The organism is Helicobacter pylori, assembly GCF_030323545.1.
GTDB lineage: Bacteria > Campylobacterota > Campylobacteria > Campylobacterales > Helicobacteraceae > Helicobacter > Helicobacter pylori_CO.
The window spans coordinates 213806-235973 of record NZ_CP122954.1; the positions used below are offsets into that span (position 1 = coordinate 213806).

Sequence of the window (22168 nt, forward strand, 5' to 3'; positions counted from 1 at the left end):
TTGTTGATGCATGATTTTCTAAAAGCCTTCAAAGACGCTTTCCCTCATACCATTTCTATCTTTTTAGGGTATTTGCTTATGGGAATGACTTTTGGAATGCTTTTAGTCCAGCATGGCTATGATTATAAAGTCGCTTTGTTCATGTCGTTATTCATCTATGCTGGGGCGGTGCAATTTGTAGCGATCACGCTTTTAAGCGCGCAAGCGAGCTTGATGAATGTCGTTATTGTGAGCTTGCTAGTGAATGCGAGACAGACTTGTTATGCGCTTTCCATGCTAGATCGATTTAAAAACACCCAATGGCGTTTGCCCTATTTAGCGCATGCGCTCACGGATGAAACCTTTGCTTTATTGAATTTATACGCTCCTAAAGAGGGGGTTAGTGAAAAAGACTTTATTTTTAGCATTTCCTTACTCAACCACTCTTATTGGATTTTTGGCTCGTTGGTGGGTTCGTTGGTGGGTTCGCATTTTTCTTTTGACACTCAAGGCATGGAATTTGTGATGACAGCGATTTTTATCGTGCTGTTTATGGAGCAATACAAACGCACCACGAACCATAAAAACGCATGGCTTGGGATTATTATTGCGGTTGTTTGTTTAGCGCTCTTTGGGACTGAATACTTTTTGCTCATCGCTTTAGTTTTAATGGTGCTTGTTCTTATTTTGTTTAGAAAGCGGTTAGAATGTTGATGCATTCTATACTCATTATTTTAGTCATCATATTAACGACTTATTTCACGCGCATCTGGCCTTTTATGGTGTTTAATTCTAAAAACCCACCCAACGACTTTGTGCGTTATTTGGGTAGGGCTTTATCATGCTCAGTGATAGGCATGCTCGTGATCTATTGTTTTAAAGACATTCACATTTTAAAACCCCCTTATGGGATCAATGAAATCACCGCTTTTTTATCCGTTATCCTTTTGCACCGCATTTTTAAGGTGTTTGTTTTAAGCATCACGCTCCCTACCATTCTTTATATGGTTTTAGTCCAAAGCCATGCGTTAGAAAAGGTTTTTTTTAATATTCATGTTTCCTAACCCTAGCGTTTTTGATCACAAAATACGCCGTAGGGATAATAAAAAGCGTTAAAACAACGCTGCTTATCATGCCCCCTAGCATGGGCGCAGCGATGGATTTCATGATTTCACTTCCTGTGCCATGGCTATACATGATCGGAATGAGTGAAGCTAAAATGCTAAAAAAGGTCATAAGCTTGGGCCTTACCCTAAGCACCGCCCCATGCATGATAGCCTCTTTTAAAGCGGCGCTATTTTGCTCTTTTAAAGGGGTTTTGATGAATTTTTGAAACGCATCCTCTAAATAAATAATCATCACAATAGCCGTTTCGCTCGCTACCCCTAAAAGGGCTAAAAAGCCCACTAACGCCGCCACGCTCATGTTAAAACCCATGAGATTCATAAAAATCAACCCCCCCAAAAACGCAAAAGGCAGAGTGAAAAAGCATAATAAGGAATTAGTGAGATTCTTTAAAGCAAAGACAATTAAAATAAAAATGATAAACACGCTCACCGGCACGATGTATTGTAAGGTTTTAAACGCTTCTTCTAAATACTGGCTTTCGCCGCTGAATTCATAATAATACCCGTTAGGCAATTGGATTTTTTCTAGCGCTTTTATCGCTAGTTGTCTGTAAGCATCAGAGCTGATACCATTTTGCGGAACAATATAAATAAAATTCACATTCAAGCCCTTTTCGCTTTTTAGCACCGCTGGCGAGTTGTCGTAATAGATGCGGGCTAACTCCCTTAAGGGCATGTAATTGTAAGCGGTTTTGATGTAGAGGTTTTTTAATTTTTCAATGGTGTTTCTTTCGGTGTCTTCTAAGCGTAAAGAAATGGGATAACTTTCTACGCCCTTAATCATGGTAGTGAGCGTGGCTCCGCCTAGAGCGAATTTAATCGCATCTAACACAGCACTTTTATTGATGCCATAACGAGCCAGATTTTCATCGTTCAAATCCAGCGTAATGTAGTAGCCGTTATTGGATCGCTCAGCAAAAACGGACAAACTCTCTTTTAGGGTTTTGAGCTGTTGTTCCATAAGGATCGCTAATTCTTGTAATTTATCCGTGTCATTACCATAGAGCTTGATGCCTAGGGGCGTTCTAATCCCGGTTAAGAGCATGTCCGTTCTCCCACGAATGGGGTAAGTCCATGAATTGGTCAAGCCTTTTAATTGCAGGGTTTTTTCTAATTTATCCCTAACTTCTTTATAACTGAGCTTTTCTTTCCATTCGTTTTGTGGCTTTAATTCAATGTAGGTTTCTATCATTCCTAAACCAGCTGCATCGGTGCTGGTGTTAGCGCGCCCCACCTTACCAAAAACCTGTTTGACAAAATCCAATCGCTTGATAGCGCTATTACTTTTTTTCAAATATTCTAAAGCGGTGTCAATGCCCACGCCATTAAGCGTTACAGGCATATACATGATTACCCCTTCATTGATTTGAGGGATAAATTCCCAGTTGAGTTTTTTATACGCTAGATACAAGCCTCCTAGACCCACAACGCTCGCTATTAAAAAAGCGTATCTGAATTTAAGCACAACCTTCAAACTCACGCCATAAATTTTCATGAAAAAAGCGTTAATGGGGTTTTTAGACTCTTCTAAAATCCGCCCTTTAATGAGCCATACCATTAAAACAGGGACTATCGTAATAGAAAGCAGCGCTCCTACTAGCATGGCAAAGGTTTTGGTGTAAGCTAAAGGGGCAAAAAGCCTTTCTTCTTGACCGGTGAGCGCAAAAATTGGCAAGAAAGAAACCACGATGATCATTAAAGCAAAAAATATCGCGCCCCCCACATGCTTAACCCCTTGCATGATGGCATTAACCCTTTGGATATCATCTTTTGTATCAATGTGTTGCAAATGCTTGTGAGCGTTCTCCACCATCACAATAGCCGCATCCACCATCGCCCCTATAGCGATCGCAATGCCCCCTAAACTCATGATGCTCGCTTCAATATTGAAATAACGCATGAGCAAGAAGCTAATACACACGCTTAAAGGCAGAGTGATAATCACCACTAAAGCACTCCTGAAATGCAGTAAAAAAATCGCAATAATGACTAGCACAATGACGCTTTCTTCTATGAGCGTGTGGATCAAATTGTCAATGCCTTTTTCAATCAATTCGCTCCTGTCATACACGCTGGTGATTTTCACATCAGGGTTACTCGCTTGTAGGGTGGCGATTTTTTCTTTAATGGCTTTAAGCACCTTGTAAGTGTCAGCGTGATAGCGCACCATAACAATCCCCCCCACCACTTCCTTATCGCCATTGAGATTGGCAGCCCCTCGGCGTGGTTTTGGCGCTAGCCTAACACTGGCTATATCTTTAATCTTTAAAGGGATAGCCCCTTCTTTTTTAATGACAATTTCTTCTAAATCCTTCAAAGATTGGATATAACCATGCGATCTTATGATTTTTTCAAACCCGTTTTCTAAAATAACCCCCCCACCGGTATCGTTATTGGAATTTTTAATCGCGTTAGCGACTTGATCTAAACTCAAGTTATAACGGATCAAAGAATCGTTTTGAAGCGTTACTTCATAATCTTTTACAAAGCCCCCCACGCTTGCGACCTCACTCACCCCATCAACCCCCAAAAGCGCATAGCGGTAATAAAAATCTTGCAAGACTTTCAAATCGCTTAAATTCTTGCTATCGCTAGATAGAGCGTATTGATACGCCCATCCAATAGAAGTGGAATCGCTCCCTATTTCCACTTTAGCGTCCTTGGGGAGGTTACTCACTCGGTTTAATTGCTCTAAAACCCTGTCTCTAGCCCAATACAAATTGACGCCGTCTTTAAAAATGATGTAAATCAAGCCGCTTTCATAGCTAGAAATCCCCCTAACCGTGTCAATGTTAGCGATACTCATGAAAGTAGAAACTAACGGGTAAGTAACCTGTTCTTGCACGATTTTAGGGCTTTGATTGGGGTAAGTGATTTGCACGACCACTTGAGCGGGGCTTAAATCTGGCAAAGCGTCTAAACGAACGCTTTTTATCGCCCACAAAGAGGCTAAAAAAATGAGTAGAGTGACTAAAGTGGTAAGGAGTTTGTTTTTAACGCTTAAATCAATGATTTTTTCTATCATTCAATAATCCCCATTGTTTTGAGCGTCAGCGTCTAGCACGAATAAAGCGTTATTAGCGACTTCTTCGCCCGCTTTTAAACCTTCTAAAATTTCATAACTCCCATCGCTCAAGCGGACGGCTTTAATTTCTAACGGGCTTAAACCAAAATCATCTTTTTTGAACACGATAGCTTTCCCCCCCTTAATCAAAACCGCTTCTTTAGGCAGGATCTTCATTTTTTGTGGTTTCTGAAAGATTTCTACTTGAGCGAACATGTTAGGGTAATAAAGCTGTTTAACATTAGGCACATTGAAGCGCGCTTCTAGCATTTTATCTTGTGGGTTGATGATGGGGTTGATGTTTTCAAGCGTGATTTCTTGCGTGCCTTTAATCCCTTCTACGAACAAGATCGCTTTATGCGTGTTTTTTAAAAACTCTAAATCCTCTTGATTGACTTTAACAAGCGCCCACAATTGGCTTAAATCTATGATTTGAAACAACTCTTGCCCTTTTTTAATGAAGCTCCCCTCATTGAGATCCGGGCTTTTTTTAAAAATAACGCCACTGAAACGAGAGTAAATAGTCATTTCATTTTGGACTTTATGGCTGCTAATGATTTTTTCAATGCTAGAGTTTTCTAGCCCTAGTAGTTTTAATTTTTCTTTAATCGCTCCCACTTGCTGGTTGAATTTCAATGATGATAGCAATTCGCTTTGAACGCCCGCTAATTCAGGGGAATACACGCTCAATAACCTATCGCCCTTTTTAATGGGGGTATAGGTTTTATTCGCATAAAGCTTTTCCACATAGCCATCAAAACGCAGGGTTTGAGAAAAAATCAGCGCTTCATTAGGCTGCAAAAGCGCATAATAGCGCCGGCTTTGAGAAAATTCTTTTTCTATAACCTTAGTGGTGGAAATATTGAAACGAGTTTGGCTTTTAGCTTCTTTAGTTTCTTGAGTTTCTTGAGCGTTAGCGAATAAGGGGTTAAAAAATAGAATCAAGGCTAACCATAAAATCCGTTTCATTCTAATCCTTTAAGGTTTTGTAAAGACAAATAAGCGCTATTTAGAGCGCTTAAGGTTTCAAGCTGGGTGATTTGGGTAGTGATCTTGTCATTAAAAGCGTTGTAATAAGCGTTGTAATCGCCATTAGACTTCAAATCAAGCGCATAAATTTGCGCGATTTTTTCATTCTGTTTGATGATTTTATTGATCGATTCTAGGTTTTTTTGCAAGGTTTCTAATTTTTTAAGGAGTTTTAGGGCCAGGTGGCGCGTTTTGTTTTTGGTGTTTTCCACTTCGCTTTTAAACACCAAGCTTTCTTTTTTCTTTTGCTCCACTAATTTAGCCTGCTTGCCATAAAGGGGCAAAGGGATAGACAAAGCGACGCTAAACATGTCGTAGTTATAGTATTGTTTGGAGCGGAAATAATACACCCCGGTAACATTCACATCTTCTAAAAAGCTTTTTTTAGCCAAAGTGATGTCTTTTTGCGCTTTTTCTTCATCAAGCCTGGCGATCGCAATATCGTAATTAGTGGCGCTAATGTTATACAGCTCTTGCTCATGATTAAATTCAAAATTTTTAGGAGCAATGCTTAAAAGCTCGTTTTCTTTAAAAGTCAATTCACCCATGGAATAATGGCTGCTAGAGAGCGCTTCTTCTAAATTGTTTTTTTTGATTTCTAATTGCGATTTTAAAATTTCTAATTTAGCGATTGCTATTAAATTAGGCGAACTGGAATGGTTGGCTTGATAAAGGGTGTTTTCTAAATTTTTAATCGCTGTGTTTAAAAGCTCTATTTCTTGTTGGTTTTTATAGTTTTCAATGCCGCTTATCATTAAATTGATCACTAATTGCTGCTTGGTTTTTTTAAGCTCTAATATCTTTTTTTGTTTTTCTAGATTGATCATTTGAGATTGCGTGAGTTTTTTACCATTTAAATCCACTTTTTGAGACAAACCCAAACTCATGTTTTGCATCAAGGTGCTATCCAGCCTGAAAAAATCGCTCACATTAGCGTTGTTATAGCCTAAATACAAGATAGGGTTATCCCACTTGCTAACGACTTTTTCTTGAGAATTTAAAGCGTCAATTTGCTCTTGTAAGGCTTGTATTTTTTGATTTTTAGAAAGGTATTTAGCCACAAAAGATTGGATTTCTAAATCTTTAGCAAAACCCAAACTAAAAAGCAGTAAAAAAGCTCTTATAAGGCGTATCAAAACGCCCCCCTTATAAAACGCGCTTATAAAAGACAGCATGCTCTTATAAATCCAGGCTTGTTTTAGCGCGATAAACCTGGCCCTCTTTAGATTTAATATCCACCCTCACCTGCCATGTCCCGTTCATAGAAAGATTGGTTTTAGCTTCATAAATGCCGTTTTTTTCACTCACTTGCGCCATTTCTTTCATCATTGGCATGCCAGGCATTTCAGGCATCATAAACTGCACCCTAACGATAGCTTTTTCTAAAGCTTTACCTTTTAAAGTGGGGCTAAGCACGAAAGTGTTATCGCCTTTAATGGGGTTACCCACGGATTTGATTTTCACTTCCAAGTCATTGGCTTTTAGGGTTTGCTCCCATGCGTTTAAACTCATAACCCCCAACACGCTTATTAAAAATAAAGCGGCTAACTTTTTCATCGTTTTGACCTTTAAATTAAGATAACAAGAAAATTCTTGTTGCGAACGAATGATAACCCTCTTTTGTGTAAAAATTGTGGAAATGGTTTTTAAAAAAATTAGGGTTTTTAAGTAGAAGGTATAAGAGTTTATGCTATTTTTTTAAGGTTTTAAAATCAAATTTCAAAGGATTAGTATGCAATTTAGAATTGAACATGACACGATGGGCGAAATTCAAGTGGATGATAGCCAATACTGGGGGGCTCAAACGCAACGCAGTCTTGAAAACTTTAAAATCGGCACCGAAAAAATGCCTAAAGAACTCATTGGCGCGTTTGCTAAACTCAAAAGGAGTCTGGCGGTTGTCAACCACAAATTAGGGAAATTAAGCCCAGAAAAATCACAAGCCATTATCAAGGCGTGCGATTGCATTTTAAAAGGCGAGCTGTGCGGCGAATTCCCGTTAGCGATATGGCAAACAGGGAGCGGGACTCAAACGAATATGAATCTCAATGAAGTCATTGCCAATAAGGCTACAGAAATTTTAGGGGGTAATTTCAGGGAGAAAAAACTCATCCACCCTAACGATGATGTGAACATGTCTCAAAGCTCCAACGACACTTTCCCCACCGCAATGCACATTGTGAGCGTGCTAGAAATCACGCATAAGTTACTGCCCAGTTTAGAGAATCTGTTAAAAACCTTTAAAGACAAAAGCCAGCAATTTAAAGAGATTGTCAAAATCGGGCGCACGCATTTACAAGACGCTACGCCTTTAACTTTGGGGCAAGAATTTAGCGGGTATGCGAGCATGTTAGAGCATTCTAAACAACAAATTTTAGAGAGTTTGGAGCATTTAAGGGAATTAGCCATAGGTGGGACTGCCGTAGGCACAGGGCTAAACGCTCATAAAGAATTGAGTGAAAAAGTGGCTGAAGAATTGAGCCAGTTTAGCGGCGTGAAATTCATTTCTGCGCCCAATAAATTCCATGCGCTCACTAGCCATGACGCTATCGCTTATGCGCATGGGGCTTTTAAGGCTTTAGCGGCGAATCTAATGAAAATCGCTAACGATATTAGATGGCTTGCGAGCGGGCCGCGCTGTGGTTTGGGCGAGCTTAATATCCCTGAAAACGAGCCGGGCAGCTCCATTATGCCCGGTAAAGTCAATCCCACGCAATGCGAAGCGATGACAATGGTGGCCGTGCAAGTGATGGGGAATGATACCGCTATTGGCATTGCGGCCAGTCAGGGTAATTTTGAACTGAATGTGTTTAAACCGGTGATTATTTATAATTTCTTGCAAAGTTTAAGGCTGTTGAGCGATAGCATGGAAAGTTTTAACATCCATTGCGCGAGCGGTATTGAGCCTAATAGAGAAAAAATTGATTATTATTTGCACCATTCTTTAATGCTAGTAACCGCTCTAAACCCGCATGTAGGCTATGAAAACGCCGCTAAAATCGCTAAAAACGCCCACAAAAAAGGCATTTCTTTAAAAGAAAGCGCGCTGGAATTGAAACTCCTAAGCGCTGAAGATTTTGACAAATTCGTGGTGCCTGAAAAGATGATCGGGTCTAAGGCGTGAAAACCTTTAGCGGGCACATGAGATGAATCCTGAAAAAGCCACTCATTTGGTTGCGTATCAATGATTTTAGGCATTGATGAAGCGGGTAGGGGGTGTTTGGCCGGTTCGCTTTTTGTGGCGGGAGTGGTGTGCAGTGAAAAAACAGCCTTAGAATTTCTAAAAATGGGGCTTAAGGATAGCAAGAAGCTCAGCCCCAAAAAGCGCTTTTTCTTAGAAGACAAAATCAAATCGCATGGTGAGGTGGGGTTTTTTGTGGTTAAAAAAAGCGCGAATGAAATTGATAGCTTGGGCTTAGGGGCGTGTTTGAAGCTCGCTGTGCAAGAAATTTTAGAAAATGCTTGCTCTTTAGCCAATGGGATAAAAATAGACGGCAACACGGCGTTTGGCTTGAACAAACACTACCCCAATATACAAACCATCATCAAGGGCGATGAAAAGATCGCTCAAATCGCTATGGCGTCTGTTTTAGCGAAAGCCTTTAAGGACAAAGAAATGCGGCAATTGCACGCTTTGTTTAAGGGATACGGCTGGGATAAGAATTGCGGGTATGGGACTAAACAACATATAGAAGCGATTGTTAAGCTAGGGGCTACGCCTTTTCATCGGCATAGCTTCACGCTTAAAAACCGCATCTTAAACCCCAAACTCTTAGATGTGGAATAACGCCTTGTTCAAAAGGGTGCTGAGATTGGTAGCACTCGTTGGAGAAAGGTCGATGCGCTTGGCTTTAAAGTAAGCGATTAAGTCTTCAGGCTGAATGAAAGGGAATTGCACCATGACATACACACGATGGTTGGTGGTATCCACGAACCTTTTAGCCAAAATGGATTTAGACGTTAAAAAATCAACCAACCCGAATAAATGGCTGATAACATTATTTTTAATTTGAAGCACTTTACAAATGCGATTACGCATTTTTGTGATTAAAACGCTTTCTAAAGTGCTGTAAGCGTTCATTCTGGCCCTTAAAAGAGCGATTTCTTCAGCGTTTTTTTCAGAGGGCAATTTGTCATCATAGGGGATGTAATTGGCGTAAAAATCGTTCCTTTTACCAGAAATTGAAGCCGATCCGACATATTGATTGGGCGGGTTCTTTTCGTCAAAAAGATTGATTTTAAGCCAACTAGGATAGTTAATCGTGTCTTTCAAACTCTCAGCATGCGCTGTTTGAGCGAAGAGGCCTAGGGATAACAAGGCGCAGAAACTTAATTTTTTCAATGCATTCATTATAACTTCCTTTCTATAAAAGAATATTAAAAACGCCCTACGCTTTTAGGGTGGGTGGTATTTCTCAAAAAGGCGAAATACTAGGATAGCTTATAGTCAGTTAGCTTAAAAAAAAATAAAAATATGCAATAATAATCTAAAAATGTGAGTAATAATATTAAATACATAAATACATAAATACATAAATACATAAATACATAAATACATAAATACATAAATACATAAATACATAAATACATAAATACATAAATACATAAATACATAAATACATAAATACATAAATACAATTAATTATTATACCAAAATAGATTGAATATCCAAAGAAAAATCAATGAAATTAAGGTGTTTGTAGGGGGCATTAGCTGCCAAAATAGGGGCGTTGATAGAAACGACTGCAATGTTTAAAAACCCATGTTTATGGCACCATAAAAGCTGTTTTTCTAAAAAATGGGGCGTGGGGAAAGCGTGGGCGATGAGAGAGAGCTTGTTGGTGGCGTTTTCGCGCAAGATAAAAATCCCATTATCATGGGAGTAAAGCTCATGATTTGGGAATTGCTTGTAAAGCTCTAAAAAAACCATGTTTTCAAAAATATTTAAAAGCGAAGGGCTGGAAGTCAGGCTATAAGGCAAGGCAAAATCGCACAGATACAATTTGGTTTTATTGTTTTCAAAACTGGGGGCTAAAAAAATGATGCGTTGTTTTTCTAGCGCATGTAACAATTTATAAAGGGTGTCTTTAGAGATCTTAAGCTCTTTTTTGAGTTGCGTATAAAGATAAAAAGCGCTCACAAACTTAGATTGATGCGAGCAGATTTTAGCCATCAAGGGGGCGTAAGCTTGAAAGATTGATTTGATATTTTCTTGTTTTTTTAGGATTTTTTCTTTCTCGTTTTCTATAAAAAGCGAATCTAAAGCGTTGCCGTCTCTTAAAAAGCGGTTAAACAGGGTGTTTTTAGGGGTGTTGGGTTTGAAAAAGCTAATATATTCTTTAAAATCCAACCCTAACGCATAGCATAAGCTAAAATTGGGCGCTGTTATGGGGCTTAAATAATTAGGGATAAGAACGATTTTAGGAAGCTTTGGCAGGCTGAAATCTAGGCGGTCAATACGATCTAAAATGAGCAAATCCATTTTCTTTTCTAAATGCCATTTTAAAAGCCATGAGCTTAGAATGTTTTTATTCAAACGCATGTCGTTGTAATTGATATACACAGGGTTTTTAAAATCCTTCGCTAATTTGAGGGCGAAAGTGGTTTTACCGGATTTCATCGGCCCTAAAAGACAGATTTTATCGCTTGAAGGCGCCTTTAAAAGCGGGTTGTTTAAGGCCGGCTCTTTAGGGGTTTCAAAAGGCCCAAAAGGGTGCAAGCAAGAAAGGGGCATGAACTTCCTTTCAAATGAGATTGGATTAAGATAATCGTAGCGCCTTTTTTTATATTTCCTTATAAAAAGGAAGTAAAAATCTCTAAAAAGCCCTAAAAATAGCAAAAGTTATTGACTAAATAGCGCATTTTGAGTAGTATTTCAGTTTTTATTTTATTGTTTTATTCTGTTTTTTAGTAACGGATAAAACGAGTTCTTTTAGGAGAGTTTATGGAAAAAATCAGGTTGAAGCTCAAAGCTTATGACCATAGAGTGTTGGATCGCTCTGTTGTGGCTATCGTGGAAGCCGTAAAGCGTTCAGGTTCTGAAATTAGAGGGCCTATCCCTTTACCGACTAAGAATAAGCGTTACACCGTTTTACGCTCCCCGCATGTCAATAAGGATTCAAGAGAGCAGTTTGAGATTAGGGTTTATAGCCGATTGATTGATATTATTTCGGCCACCCCAGAAACCGTGGATAGCTTGATGAAGTTGGATTTAGCTCCTGAAGTGGATGTAGAAGTAACCTCTATGGAAACGAAGTAGTCCTAACGCATTGAGATAATAAAATAAGGGTTAGATATGGAATTTTTAGTTCAAAAGATAGGCATGAGCCGCACGATTGACGCTAACAGCACGCCTGTAACCTTGCTTAAAGTCTTGCAAGCGAAAGTGTGCCAGCTAGAAAATGGGAAAGCTTTAGTGGCCTATGCGATGCATAAAAAACACAATAAGGCGATTGAAGGCCAGCAAAAGAAATACCAGCTCAGTAAAGAGTTTAACCATTTCGCTACCTTAAAAGCTTCCCAACAAAAAGAGTTGGGCGATTTGGATTTGAGCGCTTTAGAAACGCTTAAAAGGGTTAAAGCGAGCTTTAAAACTAAGGGAAGAGGCTTTGCGGGGGTGATGAAGCGTTGGAATTTCCAAGGCGGGCCTGCAGCTCATGGGAGCCGTTTCCACCGCCGTCCTGGTTCTATTGGTAACAGAGAATGGCCAGGAAGAGTGCAAAAGGGCAGGAAAATGGCAGGGCATTATGGCAATGAGCTAGTTACTTGCCAAAACGAGGTGCTCTCTTTTGATAAAGAAAGTATGGTGTTAGTGCTAAAGGGTTCAGTGGCCGGCTTTTCTGGGGCTTATGGACGCATTAGAGCGGTATAAAACCATACATTGAATATAATATAAAGGGTTTGATATGAGTAAGGCCATCGTTTTAGACAGCCATTTGAAAGAAAAGGGTAGCGTGGAGTTACCTAAAAGATATGAGGGTATCAACAGCCATAATCTCTATCTTTATGTGAAACATTATTTATCTTCTGCGCGCGCTAATACCGCTAAAAGTAAAAACCGCACTGAAGTGAGCGGGGGCGGTAGGAAGCCTTGGGCGCAAAAAGGGGGCGGAAGAGCCAGAGCAGGGAGCATCACTTCGCCTGTGTTTGTGGGTGGGGGTGTCTCTCATGGGGCTACGAATAAGCGCAATTACAACCTTAAAATCAACAAAAAACAAAAACGCTTGGCTTTAGAATACGCTTTAGAAGAAAAAGCGCAAGCGAACAAGCTTTTTGTGGTGGAAAAAATCGCTATAAAAGGCGTGGTTGAAGACAATAAAAGGAAGCATTTGACTAAAGAAGCCAACCAAATGTTCCAGGCTTTGGAGCAACGAGACACTTTGTTTGTGTGCATGAACATGGACGAATACACCGAGTTAGCCTTTAGCAACCTTAAAAAATGCCTTATTGTTGATGTGAATGAGTTGAACGCTTATCTTTTAGCGGCGTTTAGCTCTGTCGTGATGGAAGAAGCGGCGTTTCAGCATGTGGTGCAAGATAAGACAGAGGAGTAAAAAATGGCAGACATCATGGATATAAAGTCAATTCTTTACACTGAAAAGTCATTAGGATTGCAAGAAAAAGGCGTTTTAGTGGTCCAAACGGCTCAAAATGTAACCAAAAACCAGCTCAAAGAAGTGTTTAAAACTTACTTTGGCTTTGAGCCTTTGAAAATCAATTCTTTGAAACAAGAGGGTAAGGTGAAACGCTTTAGAGGGAAGCTTGGACAAAGAAAGTCGTTTAAGAAATTTTATGTGAAAGTTCCAGAGGGCGCTAGCATTGCCGCCCTTGGCGCGTAGAAAGGAGAAAGCGTTATGGCGATTAAAACTTATAAGCCCTACACCCCAAGCAGACGCTTCATGTCGGTGTTGGACTCCAAAGACATTACCGCAAAAAGCAGTGTCAAAGGCTTACTCACTAAGCTTAAAGCAACAGCAGGGAGAAACAATAACGGGCGCATCACCAGCCGCCACAAAGAGAGAGGGGCTAAAAAACTCTACCGCATTATTGATTTCAAGCGCAACAAATACAATATTGAAGGGAAAGTGGCTGCGATTGAGTATGATCCTTACAGAAACGCACGCATCGCTCTTATAGTCTATCCTGATGGGGATAAACGCTATATTTTACAGCCAAGCGGTTTGAAAGTGGGCGATAGCGTTATCGCTGCTGAAGGCGGTTTGGATATTAAAGCGGGCTTTGCGATGAAGTTAAAAAATATCCCTATAGGAACGGTGGTGCATAATATTGAAATGCATCCAGGGGCTGGCGGGCAATTAGCCAGAAGCGCGGGGATGAGCGCTCAAATCATGGGTAGAGAAAACAAATACACTATTCTCAGGATGCCAAGCTCTGAAATGCGCTACATTTTAAGCGAATGCATGGCGAGTATTGGCGTGGTAGGGAATGAGGATTTTATCAATGTCTCTATCGGTAAGGCAGGGCGTAACCGCCACAGAGGCATCCGCCCACAAACTCGTGGGAGCGCGATGAACCCAGTGGATCACCCGCATGGTGGGGGTGAGGGTAAAACAGGGACAAGCGGTCATCCTGTATCGCCTTGGGGAACTCCAGCTAAGGGCTATAAAACGAGAAAGAAAAAAGCTAGCGACAAGCTCATCATTTCCAGAAAGAAACATAAATAAAGGGTTAAAGAATGTCTAGGTCAATTAAAAAGGGTCCTTTTATAGACGACCACTTGATGAAAAAAACGCTCAAGGCAAAAGAGGGTAAGGATAACCGCCCGATTAAAACATGGTCTAGAAGAAGCACCATTTTGCCTGAAATGATTGGTTTTACTTATAATGTGCATAACGGAAGGGTTTTTGTCCCTGTGTATATCACAGAAAACCATGTGGGTTATAAGTTAGGGGAATTCGCTCCTACAAGAACTTTTAAAGGGCACAAAGGCAGTGTCCAAAAAAAGATTGGCAAGTAAGGGGGTAGAATGAGTAAAGCGTTATTAAAATTTGTGCGGTTATCTCCTACCAAAGCCAGATTGATTGCAAGACAGATTCAAGGCATGAACGCTGAATTAGCGATCGCTAGTTTGGAGTTTACGCCCAATAAAGCGGCTAGAGTGCTTTCAAAAGTGGTGGCTTCTGCGGTCGCTAACGGCTCTTTAGACGCCAAGAGCGCTCTGATTGTTTCTTGCAGAGTGGATGTTGGCCCTGTGCTTAGGCGCTCCATTCCAAGGGCTAAAGGCAGAGCCACAGCCATTAGAAAGCCAACATCTCATGTATTCGTAGAAGTAGCAGAAAGGAAAGAAATGAAATCTTCTAAAAGCCATAAAAAAAATCAAGCAGAAGGTAAGTAGGGCATGGGACAAAAAGTTAATCCGGTAGGTTTAAGATTAGGTATTAATAGGAATTGGACTTCCAGATGGTTCCCTAGCGCTCGCACCGCTCCAAGCAATATTGATGAAGACAATAAGATTAGGAAATTCCTTAAAAAAGAGCTTTATTACGCTGGCGTGAGCGAGATTGTGATTGAAAGAGCGGCTAAAAAACTGCGCGTTACGGTCGTAGCGGCTCGCCCAGGGCTTATCATTGGTAAAAAAGGCGTGGATATTGAAAAAGTCAAAGAAGGCCTAAAAACGCTCATCAAAAAAGAAGTCTCCATTAATATTAAAGAAGTCAAACGCCCCCAAGCTGACGCCCAATTAGCCGCAGAAAATGTAGCCACCCAGCTAGAAAAAAGGGTCGCTTTCCGCCGCGCGATGAAAAAGGTCATGCAAGCGGCGTTAAAATCCGGCGCTAAAGGGATCAAGGTGCGCGTTTCTGGCCGTTTAGCAGGGGCTGAAATCGCTCGCACCGAATGGTATATGGAAGGGCGCGTGCCTTTACACACCTTAAGGGCTAAGATTGATTACGGCTTTGCTGAAGCGATGACGGTATATGGTATTATTGGCGTGAAAGTGTGGATTTTCAAAGGGGAAGTTTTGCAAAAAGGCATCCAATTTGAGAAAAAAGAAGAGGCTAAAGAAGAAAGAGAGCCTAGAAGAAGCAGAAGAGGGAGGCAATAATCATGTTAATGCCAAAAAGAACAAAATACAGAAAGCAAATGAAAGGGCGCAATCGTGGGAAAGCCCATCGTGGTAACTCCATTACGTTTGGGGATATTGCGATTAAAGCCATAGAGCATGGGAGGATTGATTCACGCCAGATTGAATCCGCAAGGGTGGCCATGACAAGGCACATTAAAAGAGCGGGTAAGGTGTGGATTAGAGTGTTTCCCGATAAGCCTTTGACCGCTAAACCTTTAGAAACCAGGATGGGTAAAGGTAAAGGCTCTGTGGAAAAATGGGTGATGAATATCAAACCGGGCAGAATCGTTTATGAAATGCTAGGCATTGAAGAAGGATTAGCGAGAGAAGCTTTAGCGTTAGCTCAGAGCAAACTTCCTTTTAAAACCAAAATTGTAACTTGTGAGAGCGAAAATGAAATATACTGAATTGAAAGATAAGAGTATCAAGGAATTAGAAGAGTTGTTGCATGCTAAGAAAGCGGAGCTTTTTGAGTTACGCGTTAAATTAAAGGCTATGCAATTGAGTAATCCTAACGAGATTAAGAAAGCCAGAAGAAATATCGCTCGCATTAACACGGCCATTAATGCGCATTATTCTTCTAGCGTTGAGTAAAAAAGGGTAAGCAATGAATACGAAAGAGCCGCATAAGAGGTTAGTGCAAGGCAAGGTCATCAGCAAGTTTGCTGAAAAAAGCGCTGTGATTCTTGTGGAAAGAAAAGTGGTGCATGAAAAATACCGCAAGATTGTTAAAAAGTTCAAAAAATACACCATTCATGATGAAAACAATCAGGTGAAAGTAGGGGATTTTGTGAGCGCGATTGAGTGCAGACCGCTTTCTAAAACCAAGTCTTTCACGCTTAAAGAAATTTTAGTAGTGGGAGTATAAGCATGATACAGAGTTTTACAAGATTGAACGTCGCTGACAATAGCGGCGCTAAAGAAATCATGTGCATTAAGGTGTTAGGAGGCAGCCACAAACGCTATGCGAGCGTGGGTAGCGTGATCGTGGCTTCCGTGAAAAAAGCTATCCCTAATGGCAAGGTGAAACGAGGCCAGGTGGTGAAAGCCGTTGTGGTGAGAACGAAAAAAGAAATCCAAAGGAAAAATGGTTCTTTGGTGCGTTTTGATGACAATGCAGCGGTGATTTTGGACGCTAAAAAAGATCCGGTTGGCACAAGGATTTTTGGGCCAGTGAGCCGAGAAGTGCGTTACGCTAATTTCATGAAAATTATTTCTCTAGCGCCGGAGGTTGTATAATGAAAAGCGAAATCAAAAAAAATGACATGGTGAAAGTCATTGCAGGAGACGATAAGGGTAAGGTCGCTAAGGTTTTAGCGGTGTTGCCTAAGACTTCTCAAGTGGTTGTTGAAGGGTGTAAAGTGGTGAAAAAAGCGATTAAACCTACTGATGATAACCCTAAAGGGGGCTTTATCCATAAAGAAAAGCCCATGCACATTTCCAATGTGAAGAAAGCCTAAGGAGTTGGATACATGTTTGGTTTGAAACAATTTTATCAAAATGAAGTGAGGGCAAAACTCGCTCAAGAATTAGACATCAAAAACCCCATGCTTTTGCCCAAGCTAGAAAAAATCGTTATCAGCGTGGGCGCTGGGGCTCATGCAAAAGACATGAAAATCATGCAAAATATCGCGCAAACGATTTCTTTGATTGCAGGGCAAAAGGCGGTTATCACTAAAGCGAAAAAATCCGTTGCAGGCTTTAAGATCAGAGAAGGCATGGCGGTAGGGGCGAAAGTTACCTTAAGGAATAAACGCATGTATAATTTCTTAGAAAAGCTGATTGTGATTTCGTTACCCAGAGTGAAAGACTTTAGAGGGATTTCACGGAATGGTTTTGATGGGCGCGGGAATTACACCTTTGGGATCAATGAGCAGTTGATTTTCCCGGAAGTGGTTTATGATGATATTATGGTCAGTCATGGCATGAACATCACTATGGTAACTTCTACAGACAACGATAAAGAAGCGTTCAAGCTGTTAGAATTGCTTGGATTGCCTTTTGCAAAAGTGAGATAAGGGGTTAATATGGCTAAAAAATCAATGATAGCAAAGGCTCAAAGGAAACCAAAATTTCAAGTAAGGGCTTATACCAGATGCCGCATTTGCGGGAGACCTCATTCGGTTTATAGGGATTTTGGACTTTGTAGGGTGTGCCTAAGAAAAATGGGCAGTGAGGGACTCATCCCAGGCTTGAGAAAAGCCAGTTGGTAAGGATAAGATATGGTAAATGATATAATTGCAGATTCATTAACTCGTTTGAGAAACGCTTCTATGCGCCGCTTGGAATTCACACAGCTTTATTACGCAAAGATCGTGGTTTCTATTTTAGAGATTTTTAAAGAAAAAGGTTTCATTAAAGATTTCAATGTCAAAGATAAAGACAAGAAACAATCGGTTTATGTGCAATTGGCTTATGATGAAAAAGGGCATTCAAAAATCAGCGAAGTGAAGCGCTTAAGCAAGCCCGGTCGTCGTGTGTATAAGCAAAAAAACGAGTTGAAGCGCTTTAAAAATGGCTATGGCGTGATTGTGGTAAGCACTTCTAAAGGGGTGATCACCAACGAAGAAGCTTACAGACAGAATGTCGGTGGCGAAGTGCTTTGCAGCATTTGGTAAAGGATTAGAAATGTCAAGAATTGGGAAAAGAATCATTGAAATTCCAAGCTCTGTGCAAGCGAGCGTGGAAGGGAGTAAGCTTCTTTTTAAAAACAGCAAAGAAAAGCATGAGTTAGAAACTCACAACCGCGTGAAAATCACGCTTGAAAACAACCAATTGAGCTTCCAGCCTGTGGGCGAAGACGCGCAGTCTAGGGCTTATTGGGGGACTTATGGGGCGTTAGCCAACAACATTGTAACAGGCTTAAGTGCCGGTTTCAGTAAGACTTTAGAAGTCAATGGCGTGGGCTATAAGGTGGCTTTGGGCAATAAAACTTTGGATTTGAGTTTGGGTTTTAGCCACCCGGTGAAATACCCCATTCCAGCGGGGATTGAAATGGTGGTGGAAAAAAACACGATCACGATCAAAGGGAGCGATAAGCAAAAAGTAGGGCAAGTCGCCGCTGAAATCAGGAGCTTCAGACCCCCAGAGCCATACAAGGGCAAGGGCGTGAAATACAGCAATGAAGTCATTATTAGAAAAGCTGGTAAAACAGCTAAAAAATAAATAAGGTGAAGTGATGAACGCAAAAGCATTGTATAAAAAGAAAGCCTTAAGAGATCGCCGAAAATTAAGGATTAAAAGCAAGCTCGTGGGCGATGCGTTAAGGCCTAGGGTGAGCGTTTTTCGTTCGAATCGCTATTTCTATGCACAAGCGATTGATGATGTTAAACAAAGCACCATAACGCATATTGACGGCAGGAAAATGGGCTTTAAAAACACGCAAGAAGACGCTAAAAAATTAGGCACTCTCTTTGCTGAAGAATTAAAAAAAGCAGGGATTGAGCGAGCGGTTTATGACAGGAATGGTTATCTCTATCATGGCGTGGTGGCAGCGTTTGCTGAAAGCTTGAGAGAGAATGGGATCGCTCTATGACAGAAAGGAAAGGTATGGAAGAGATTAACAGAGAAGAGTTTCAAGAAGTCGTTGTGAATATTGGTCGTGTAACCAAAGTGGTTAAGGGCGGTAGGCGGTTTCGTTTTAACGCTCTAGTGGTTGTGGGCAATAAAAATGGGCTTGTAGGCTTTGGCTTGGGCAAGGCTAAGGAAGTCCCTGATGCGATTAAAAAAGCGGTAGATGATGCGTTTAAAAACCTAATTCATGTAACCATTAAAGGCACGACTATCGCTCATGACATTGAGCATAAATACAACGCAAGCCGTATTTTACTCAAACCAGCCAGTGAGGGAACGGGAGTGATTGCTGGGGGTTCAACGCGCCCTATCGTGGAATTAGCAGGCATTAAGGATATTCTCACCAAATCTTTAGGCTCCAACAACCCCTATAATGTGGTGCGCGCGACTTTTGACGCTTTAGCAAAAATCAAGGCGTAGTTAAAAAGGATATGATGATGGGATTAGAAAATTTAAAACCGGCTAAAGGTAGCGTTAAAAAAATCAAACGAGTGGGTCGTGGTCAAGGAAGTGGTATGGGAAAGACGGCCACAAGAGGCGGTAAAGGCCAAACCGCAAGGACAGGCTATAAGGCTAAAAGAGGCTTTGAAGGGGGGCAACAACCCTTACAGCGCCGTTTGCCTAAAATAGGTTTTAGGACTAAAGATTCTCATATCTATTCTATCAATGTAGAAAAGAATGGAGCGATTAAGGATTTAGAAGAAATCACTTTTTCAAGCTTGCGCGCTTTACACCATTTCCCCCTATATATTGAAGGCGTGAAGTTGATTGGTAAAGACGCTAAAAACCTGGCTTCTAAAATTAAAGATGAGAGAATCAAAACAAGCGGGCAGAAGTAATGCCCTTATCAGCTTGATTGGAGAGGAATAAGTTATTATGAATAAAGCTATTGCCAGTAAGATACTCATCACTTTGGGTTTTTTATTTCTCTACAGAGTCTTAGCTTATATCCCCATTCCTGGCGTAGATTTAGCGGCGATCAAGGCTTTTTTTGACAGCAATTCCAACAACGCTTTGGGGTTGTTTAACATGTTTAGCGGGAATGCGGTTTCTCGCTTGAGCATCATCTCTTTGGGTATCATGCCCTATATCACTTCTTCAATTATCATGGAGCTTTTGAGCGCGACTTTCCCCAACCTGGCTAAAATGAAAAAAGAGCGAGACGGCATGCAAAAATACATGCAAATTGTGCGCTATTTGACCATTTTAATCACTCTAATCCAAGCGGTGAGCGTTTCAGTGGGGTTAAGGAGTATTAGCGGAGGAGCCAATGGAGCGATCATGATTGATATGCAAGTCTTTATGATCGTTTCAGCGTTTTCTATGCTTACAGGGACGATGCTACTCATGTGGATAGGGGAGCAGATCACGCAAAGGGGCGTGGGGAATGGGATCAGTCTCATTATTTTTGCTGGGATTGTTTCAGGGATTCCGTCAGCTATTTCAGGCACATTCAACTTGGTCAATACGGGCGTTATCAATATCTTAATGCTCATTGGTATTGTGCTGATTGTTTTAGCGACTATTTTTGCGATTATCTATGTGGAATTAGCCGAGCGCAGGATCCCTATTTCTTATGCGCGTAAAGTGGTGATGCAAAACCAAAACAAGCGCATCATGAATTACATTCCCATTAAGTTGAATTTAAGCGGGGTGATCCCCCCTATTTTCGCTTCAGCTTTGCTCGTGTTCCCTTCTACGATTTTACAGCAAGCCACAAGCAACAAAACCTTGCAAGCGATTGCGGATTTTTTAAGCCCGCAAGGGTATGCGTATAATATTTTGATGTTTTTGCTCATTATCTTTTTTGCTTACTTTTATTCTTCTATCGTGTTCAATTCTAAGGATATTGCGGATAATTTAAGGCGTAATGGCGGGTATGTTCCAGGACTTAGGCCTGGAGAGGGGACTTCATCGTTTTTAAATTCTGTAGCGAGTAAGCTCACTTTATGGGGTTCATTGTATTTAGCACTTATCTCTACCGTGCCTTGGATTTTGGTTAAGGCTATGGGCGTGCCTTTTTACTTTGGAGGCACGGCGGTGCTGATTGTGGTTCAGGTCGCTATTGACACCATGAAAAAGATTGAAGCGCAAATTTATATGAGCAAGTATAAAACTTTAAGCGCGGTAGGCTTTTAATGGCGATCTCTATTAAAAGCCCAAAAGAAATTAAAGCTCTAAGAAAAGCCGGGGAATTGACCGCTCAAGCGTTAGCCCTTTTAGAGCGAGAAGTAAGGCCTGGGGTTTCACTTTTAGAGTTGGATAAAATGGCTGAAGATTTTATCAAATCCTCTCATGCTAGGCCGGCTTTTAAGGGGCTGTATGGATTCCCCAACTCTGTGTGCATGTCTTTAAATGAAGTGGTTATTCATGGCATTCCTACGGATTATGTTTTGCAAGAAGGGGATATTATAGGCTTGGATTTGGGGGTGGAGGTGGATGGCTATTATGGCGATTCGGCCCTCACGCTTCCTATAGGCGCAATAAGTTTGCAAGATGAAAAATTGCTCGCTTGCTCCAAAGAGAGCTTAATGCATGCCATTAATTCAATTAGAGTGGGCATGCATTTTAAGGAGTTGAGTCAGATTTTAGAGGGCGCTATTGTAGAAAGGGGCTTTGTGCCTTTGAAGGGATTTTGCGGGCATGGCATTGGTAAAAAACCCCATGAAGAGCCAGAAATCCCCAACTACCTAGAAAAAGGCGTCAAACCTAATAGCGGCCCTAAAATCAAAGAGGGCATGGTATTTTGCTTAGAGCCTATGGTGTGTCAAAAACAAGGCGAGCCCAAAATACTAGCGGATAAGTGGAGCGTGGTTTCAGTGGATGGGCTTAACACAAGCCACCATGAGCATACTATCGCCATAGTTGGCAATAAAGCAGTGATTCTTACGGAGCGTTAATGGCAAGAGATGATGTTATAGAAGTGGATGGGAAAGTGATTGAGGCGTTGCCTAACGCCACTTTTAAGGTGGAATTAGACAATAAGCATGTGGTGTTGTGTCGTATTTCTGGAAAGATGCGCATGCACTATATTAGGATTGCTTTAGGCGATAGGGTCAAGCTAGAGCTTACGCCCTATAGCTTAGACAAGGGTCGGATAACTTTTAGATATAAATGAATTTAAGGGTTATTTCAATGAAAATATGTTAGTATAAAAGTTTTTAGTAGTGCCTAATTTTTTCAAAGGAGAAAAATCATGAAAGTCAGGCCATCAGTGAAAAAGATGTGCGATAAGTGCAAAATTATTAAAAGAAGGGGCGTTATTAGAGTGATCTGCACTACCCCTAAACACAAACAAAGACAAGGATAAAG

Annotated in this window: 34 protein-coding genes; 28 read left to right on the top strand and 6 right to left on the bottom strand. The window is 40.9% G+C overall.

Going from position 1 to position 22168, the window contains the following annotated elements; genetic code table 11:
• Positions 1-6: 6 nt before the first annotated feature.
• Positions 7-693, top strand: coding sequence for an azaleucine resistance protein AzlC (azlC, locus tag QAP06_RS01020; protein WP_286465930.1), 687 nt, complete (start codon positions 7-9; stop codon positions 691-693).
• Positions 687-1043 (top strand): branched-chain amino acid transporter permease, encoded by a 357-nt coding sequence (locus QAP06_RS01025; RefSeq protein ID WP_286465931.1) that lies wholly within the window; start codon positions 687-689, stop codon positions 1041-1043. Before azlC ends, QAP06_RS01025 begins: the two co-directional genes overlap by 7 nt.
• On the opposite strand, the gene QAP06_RS01030 is transcribed toward QAP06_RS01025, so the two are convergent.
• Genes QAP06_RS01030 through crdA form a run of 4 tightly spaced genes read right to left on the bottom strand, consistent with a single transcriptional unit; the run spans position 1024 to position 6756 of the window.
• Complete coding sequence (locus QAP06_RS01030; protein ID WP_286465933.1) at positions 1024-4131, bottom strand: efflux RND transporter permease subunit; 3108 nt, start codon at positions 4129-4131, stop codon at positions 1024-1026. The two genes, QAP06_RS01025 and QAP06_RS01030, sit on opposite strands and share 20 nt — an antisense overlap.
• Positions 4132-5139, bottom strand: a complete 1008-nt coding sequence (locus QAP06_RS01035) for an efflux RND transporter periplasmic adaptor subunit (protein WP_286465934.1) — start codon at positions 5137-5139, stop codon at positions 4132-4134.
• Positions 5136-6374 (bottom strand): copper resistance outer membrane protein CrdB, encoded by a 1239-nt coding sequence (gene crdB / locus QAP06_RS01040; RefSeq protein WP_286465936.1) that lies wholly within the window; start codon positions 6372-6374, stop codon positions 5136-5138. The genes QAP06_RS01035 and crdB overlap by 4 nt, the downstream gene beginning before the upstream one ends.
• Before the next feature lie 4 nt (positions 6375-6378).
• Entirely contained in the window at positions 6379-6756 is a 378-nt protein-coding gene (crdA, locus tag QAP06_RS01045) for a copper resistance determinant CrdA (protein ID WP_286465938.1), read from the bottom strand.
• Between the two features lie 175 nt (positions 6757-6931).
• Between crdA and fumC the strand changes: the two genes are divergently transcribed.
• Together fumC and QAP06_RS01055 are read left to right on the top strand one after the other, a co-directional pair.
• Positions 6932-8323: a class II fumarate hydratase gene (fumC, locus tag QAP06_RS01050; RefSeq protein WP_286465940.1), complete on the top strand. Its 1392-nt coding sequence runs from the start codon at positions 6932-6934 to the stop codon at positions 8321-8323.
• 60 nt (positions 8324-8383) lie between these two features.
• Positions 8384-8986: a ribonuclease HII gene (locus QAP06_RS01055; protein WP_286465942.1), complete on the top strand. Its 603-nt coding sequence runs from the start codon at positions 8384-8386 to the stop codon at positions 8984-8986.
• Here the strand turns inward: QAP06_RS01055 and QAP06_RS01060 are convergent.
• Both QAP06_RS01060 and QAP06_RS01065 read right to left on the bottom strand, forming a co-directional pair.
• Positions 8972-9550, bottom strand: a complete 579-nt coding sequence (locus tag QAP06_RS01060; RefSeq protein ID WP_286465944.1) for a hypothetical protein — start codon at positions 9548-9550, stop codon at positions 8972-8974. The genes QAP06_RS01055 and QAP06_RS01060 overlap by 15 nt on opposite strands.
• A 294-nt stretch (positions 9551-9844) precedes the next feature.
• A complete protein-coding gene (locus QAP06_RS01065) occupies positions 9845-10933 on the bottom strand; it encodes an ATP-binding protein (RefSeq protein ID WP_286465945.1) in 1089 nt (362 codons plus the stop codon).
• A gap of 210 nt (positions 10934-11143) precedes the next feature.
• On the opposite strand from QAP06_RS01065, the gene rpsJ reads away from it, so the two are divergent.
• From rpsJ to rpmJ, 24 genes are all read left to right on the top strand, one after another.
• Positions 11144-11458 carry a 30S ribosomal protein S10 gene (gene rpsJ / locus QAP06_RS01070; protein WP_000411561.1) on the top strand — a complete coding sequence of 105 codons (315 nt, stop codon included), beginning with the start codon at positions 11144-11146 and terminating at the stop codon, positions 11456-11458.
• 36 nt (positions 11459-11494) lie between these two features.
• On the top strand, positions 11495-12070 hold the full coding sequence (gene rplC, locus QAP06_RS01075) for a 50S ribosomal protein L3 (protein WP_000395313.1): 576 nt from the start codon (positions 11495-11497) through the stop codon (positions 12068-12070).
• A gap of 34 nt (positions 12071-12104) precedes the next feature.
• Entirely contained in the window at positions 12105-12752 is a 648-nt protein-coding gene (rplD, locus tag QAP06_RS01080; RefSeq protein ID WP_286465947.1) for a 50S ribosomal protein L4, read from the top strand.
• Positions 12753-12755: 3 nt separating this feature from the next.
• Complete coding sequence (locus tag QAP06_RS01085) at positions 12756-13037, top strand: 50S ribosomal protein L23 (protein ID WP_000763613.1); 282 nt, start codon at positions 12756-12758, stop codon at positions 13035-13037.
• Positions 13038-13052: 15 nt separating this feature from the next.
• Positions 13053-13883, top strand: coding sequence for a 50S ribosomal protein L2 (gene rplB, locus QAP06_RS01090; RefSeq protein ID WP_020972912.1), 831 nt, complete (start codon positions 13053-13055; stop codon positions 13881-13883).
• An 11-nt stretch (positions 13884-13894) separates the two neighbouring features.
• Positions 13895-14176 (top strand): 30S ribosomal protein S19, encoded by a 282-nt coding sequence (gene rpsS, locus QAP06_RS01095; RefSeq protein ID WP_000091385.1) that lies wholly within the window; start codon positions 13895-13897, stop codon positions 14174-14176.
• Between the two features lie 9 nt (positions 14177-14185).
• On the top strand, positions 14186-14554 hold the full coding sequence (rplV, locus tag QAP06_RS01100; RefSeq protein WP_286465950.1) for a 50S ribosomal protein L22: 369 nt from the start codon (positions 14186-14188) through the stop codon (positions 14552-14554).
• 3 nt (positions 14555-14557) lie between these two features.
• Positions 14558-15262: a 30S ribosomal protein S3 gene (rpsC, locus tag QAP06_RS01105; RefSeq protein WP_000529972.1), complete on the top strand. Its 705-nt coding sequence runs from the start codon at positions 14558-14560 to the stop codon at positions 15260-15262.
• 2 nt (positions 15263-15264) lie between these two features.
• Entirely contained in the window at positions 15265-15690 is a 426-nt protein-coding gene (gene rplP / locus QAP06_RS01110; RefSeq protein ID WP_286465951.1) for a 50S ribosomal protein L16, read from the top strand.
• Positions 15677-15877: a 50S ribosomal protein L29 gene (gene rpmC, locus QAP06_RS01115; protein WP_000877884.1), complete on the top strand. Its 201-nt coding sequence runs from the start codon at positions 15677-15679 to the stop codon at positions 15875-15877. Before rplP ends, rpmC begins: the two co-directional genes overlap by 14 nt.
• Before the next feature lie 13 nt (positions 15878-15890).
• Positions 15891-16151: a 30S ribosomal protein S17 gene (rpsQ, locus tag QAP06_RS01120; protein ID WP_001092746.1), complete on the top strand. Its 261-nt coding sequence runs from the start codon at positions 15891-15893 to the stop codon at positions 16149-16151.
• Between the two features lie 2 nt (positions 16152-16153).
• Positions 16154-16522: a 50S ribosomal protein L14 gene (gene rplN, locus QAP06_RS01125; RefSeq protein ID WP_000616110.1), complete on the top strand. Its 369-nt coding sequence runs from the start codon at positions 16154-16156 to the stop codon at positions 16520-16522.
• On the top strand, positions 16522-16743 hold the full coding sequence (rplX, locus tag QAP06_RS01130; protein WP_000834238.1) for a 50S ribosomal protein L24: 222 nt from the start codon (positions 16522-16524) through the stop codon (positions 16741-16743). Before rplN ends, rplX begins: the two co-directional genes overlap by 1 nt.
• Before the next feature lie 12 nt (positions 16744-16755).
• Positions 16756-17301 carry a 50S ribosomal protein L5 gene (gene rplE / locus QAP06_RS01135; RefSeq protein WP_000467365.1) on the top strand — a complete coding sequence of 182 codons (546 nt, stop codon included), beginning with the start codon at positions 16756-16758 and terminating at the stop codon, positions 17299-17301.
• 9 nt (positions 17302-17310) lie between these two features.
• Positions 17311-17496, top strand: coding sequence for a type Z 30S ribosomal protein S14 (locus tag QAP06_RS01140; protein WP_001085694.1), 186 nt, complete (start codon positions 17311-17313; stop codon positions 17494-17496).
• Between the two features lie 9 nt (positions 17497-17505).
• Positions 17506-17901, top strand: coding sequence for a 30S ribosomal protein S8 (rpsH, locus tag QAP06_RS01145; RefSeq protein ID WP_000245805.1), 396 nt, complete (start codon positions 17506-17508; stop codon positions 17899-17901).
• Between the two features lie 10 nt (positions 17902-17911).
• On the top strand, positions 17912-18448 hold the full coding sequence (rplF, locus tag QAP06_RS01150; protein WP_000086601.1) for a 50S ribosomal protein L6: 537 nt from the start codon (positions 17912-17914) through the stop codon (positions 18446-18448).
• 13 nt (positions 18449-18461) lie between these two features.
• Positions 18462-18818, top strand: a complete 357-nt coding sequence (rplR, locus tag QAP06_RS01155) for a 50S ribosomal protein L18 (RefSeq protein ID WP_096521311.1) — start codon at positions 18462-18464, stop codon at positions 18816-18818.
• Between the two features lie 14 nt (positions 18819-18832).
• Positions 18833-19276: a 30S ribosomal protein S5 gene (gene rpsE, locus QAP06_RS01160; protein WP_001860543.1), complete on the top strand. Its 444-nt coding sequence runs from the start codon at positions 18833-18835 to the stop codon at positions 19274-19276.
• A 17-nt stretch (positions 19277-19293) separates the two neighbouring features.
• Positions 19294-19695: a 50S ribosomal protein L15 gene (gene rplO, locus QAP06_RS01165; protein ID WP_001869179.1), complete on the top strand. Its 402-nt coding sequence runs from the start codon at positions 19294-19296 to the stop codon at positions 19693-19695.
• A gap of 37 nt (positions 19696-19732) precedes the next feature.
• Positions 19733-20995 (top strand): preprotein translocase subunit SecY, encoded by a 1263-nt coding sequence (gene secY, locus QAP06_RS01170; RefSeq protein ID WP_001030184.1) that lies wholly within the window; start codon positions 19733-19735, stop codon positions 20993-20995.
• Positions 20995-21756 carry a type I methionyl aminopeptidase gene (map, locus tag QAP06_RS01175; RefSeq protein ID WP_033587082.1) on the top strand — a complete coding sequence of 254 codons (762 nt, stop codon included), beginning with the start codon at positions 20995-20997 and terminating at the stop codon, positions 21754-21756. The genes secY and map overlap by 1 nt, the downstream gene beginning before the upstream one ends.
• Positions 21756-21974 (top strand): translation initiation factor IF-1, encoded by a 219-nt coding sequence (gene infA / locus QAP06_RS01180; RefSeq protein ID WP_000090248.1) that lies wholly within the window; start codon positions 21756-21758, stop codon positions 21972-21974. Before map ends, infA begins: the two co-directional genes overlap by 1 nt.
• 78 nt (positions 21975-22052) lie before the next feature.
• Positions 22053-22166 carry a 50S ribosomal protein L36 gene (rpmJ, locus tag QAP06_RS01185; RefSeq protein WP_000868340.1) on the top strand — a complete coding sequence of 38 codons (114 nt, stop codon included), beginning with the start codon at positions 22053-22055 and terminating at the stop codon, positions 22164-22166.
• Positions 22167-22168 lie beyond the last annotated feature (2 nt).

Coding starts and splice junctions, on each gene's coding strand:
- azlC (WP_286465930.1), top strand. CDS start 7: ATGCATGATTTTCTAAAAGCCTTCAAAGACGCTTTCCCTCATACCATT.
- QAP06_RS01025 (WP_286465931.1), top strand. CDS start 687: ATGTTGATGCATTCTATACTCATTATTTTAGTCATCATATTAACGACT.
- QAP06_RS01030 (WP_286465933.1), bottom strand. CDS start 4,131: ATGATAGAAAAAATCATTGATTTAAGCGTTAAAAACAAACTCCTTACC.
- QAP06_RS01035 (WP_286465934.1), bottom strand. CDS start 5,139: ATGAAACGGATTTTATGGTTAGCCTTGATTCTATTTTTTAACCCCTTA.
- crdB (WP_286465936.1), bottom strand. CDS start 6,374: ATGCTGTCTTTTATAAGCGCGTTTTATAAGGGGGGCGTTTTGATACGC.
- crdA (WP_286465938.1), bottom strand. CDS start 6,756: ATGAAAAAGTTAGCCGCTTTATTTTTAATAAGCGTGTTGGGGGTTATG.
- fumC (WP_286465940.1), top strand. CDS start 6,932: ATGCAATTTAGAATTGAACATGACACGATGGGCGAAATTCAAGTGGAT.
- QAP06_RS01055 (WP_286465942.1), top strand. CDS start 8,384: ATGATTTTAGGCATTGATGAAGCGGGTAGGGGGTGTTTGGCCGGTTCG.
- QAP06_RS01060 (WP_286465944.1), bottom strand. CDS start 9,550: ATGAATGCATTGAAAAAATTAAGTTTCTGCGCCTTGTTATCCCTAGGC.
- QAP06_RS01065 (WP_286465945.1), bottom strand. CDS start 10,933: ATGCCCCTTTCTTGCTTGCACCCTTTTGGGCCTTTTGAAACCCCTAAA.
- rpsJ (WP_000411561.1), top strand. CDS start 11,144: ATGGAAAAAATCAGGTTGAAGCTCAAAGCTTATGACCATAGAGTGTTG.
- rplC (WP_000395313.1), top strand. CDS start 11,495: ATGGAATTTTTAGTTCAAAAGATAGGCATGAGCCGCACGATTGACGCT.
- rplD (WP_286465947.1), top strand. CDS start 12,105: ATGAGTAAGGCCATCGTTTTAGACAGCCATTTGAAAGAAAAGGGTAGC.
- QAP06_RS01085 (WP_000763613.1), top strand. CDS start 12,756: ATGGCAGACATCATGGATATAAAGTCAATTCTTTACACTGAAAAGTCA.
- rplB (WP_020972912.1), top strand. CDS start 13,053: ATGGCGATTAAAACTTATAAGCCCTACACCCCAAGCAGACGCTTCATG.
- rpsS (WP_000091385.1), top strand. CDS start 13,895: ATGTCTAGGTCAATTAAAAAGGGTCCTTTTATAGACGACCACTTGATG.
- rplV (WP_286465950.1), top strand. CDS start 14,186: ATGAGTAAAGCGTTATTAAAATTTGTGCGGTTATCTCCTACCAAAGCC.
- rpsC (WP_000529972.1), top strand. CDS start 14,558: ATGGGACAAAAAGTTAATCCGGTAGGTTTAAGATTAGGTATTAATAGG.
- rplP (WP_286465951.1), top strand. CDS start 15,265: ATGTTAATGCCAAAAAGAACAAAATACAGAAAGCAAATGAAAGGGCGC.
- rpmC (WP_000877884.1), top strand. CDS start 15,677: ATGAAATATACTGAATTGAAAGATAAGAGTATCAAGGAATTAGAAGAG.
- rpsQ (WP_001092746.1), top strand. CDS start 15,891: ATGAATACGAAAGAGCCGCATAAGAGGTTAGTGCAAGGCAAGGTCATC.
- rplN (WP_000616110.1), top strand. CDS start 16,154: ATGATACAGAGTTTTACAAGATTGAACGTCGCTGACAATAGCGGCGCT.
- rplX (WP_000834238.1), top strand. CDS start 16,522: ATGAAAAGCGAAATCAAAAAAAATGACATGGTGAAAGTCATTGCAGGA.
- rplE (WP_000467365.1), top strand. CDS start 16,756: ATGTTTGGTTTGAAACAATTTTATCAAAATGAAGTGAGGGCAAAACTC.
- QAP06_RS01140 (WP_001085694.1), top strand. CDS start 17,311: ATGGCTAAAAAATCAATGATAGCAAAGGCTCAAAGGAAACCAAAATTT.
- rpsH (WP_000245805.1), top strand. CDS start 17,506: ATGGTAAATGATATAATTGCAGATTCATTAACTCGTTTGAGAAACGCT.
- rplF (WP_000086601.1), top strand. CDS start 17,912: ATGTCAAGAATTGGGAAAAGAATCATTGAAATTCCAAGCTCTGTGCAA.
- rplR (WP_096521311.1), top strand. CDS start 18,462: ATGAACGCAAAAGCATTGTATAAAAAGAAAGCCTTAAGAGATCGCCGA.
- rpsE (WP_001860543.1), top strand. CDS start 18,833: ATGGAAGAGATTAACAGAGAAGAGTTTCAAGAAGTCGTTGTGAATATT.
- rplO (WP_001869179.1), top strand. CDS start 19,294: ATGGGATTAGAAAATTTAAAACCGGCTAAAGGTAGCGTTAAAAAAATC.
- secY (WP_001030184.1), top strand. CDS start 19,733: ATGAATAAAGCTATTGCCAGTAAGATACTCATCACTTTGGGTTTTTTA.
- map (WP_033587082.1), top strand. CDS start 20,995: ATGGCGATCTCTATTAAAAGCCCAAAAGAAATTAAAGCTCTAAGAAAA.
- infA (WP_000090248.1), top strand. CDS start 21,756: ATGGCAAGAGATGATGTTATAGAAGTGGATGGGAAAGTGATTGAGGCG.
- rpmJ (WP_000868340.1), top strand. CDS start 22,053: ATGAAAGTCAGGCCATCAGTGAAAAAGATGTGCGATAAGTGCAAAATT.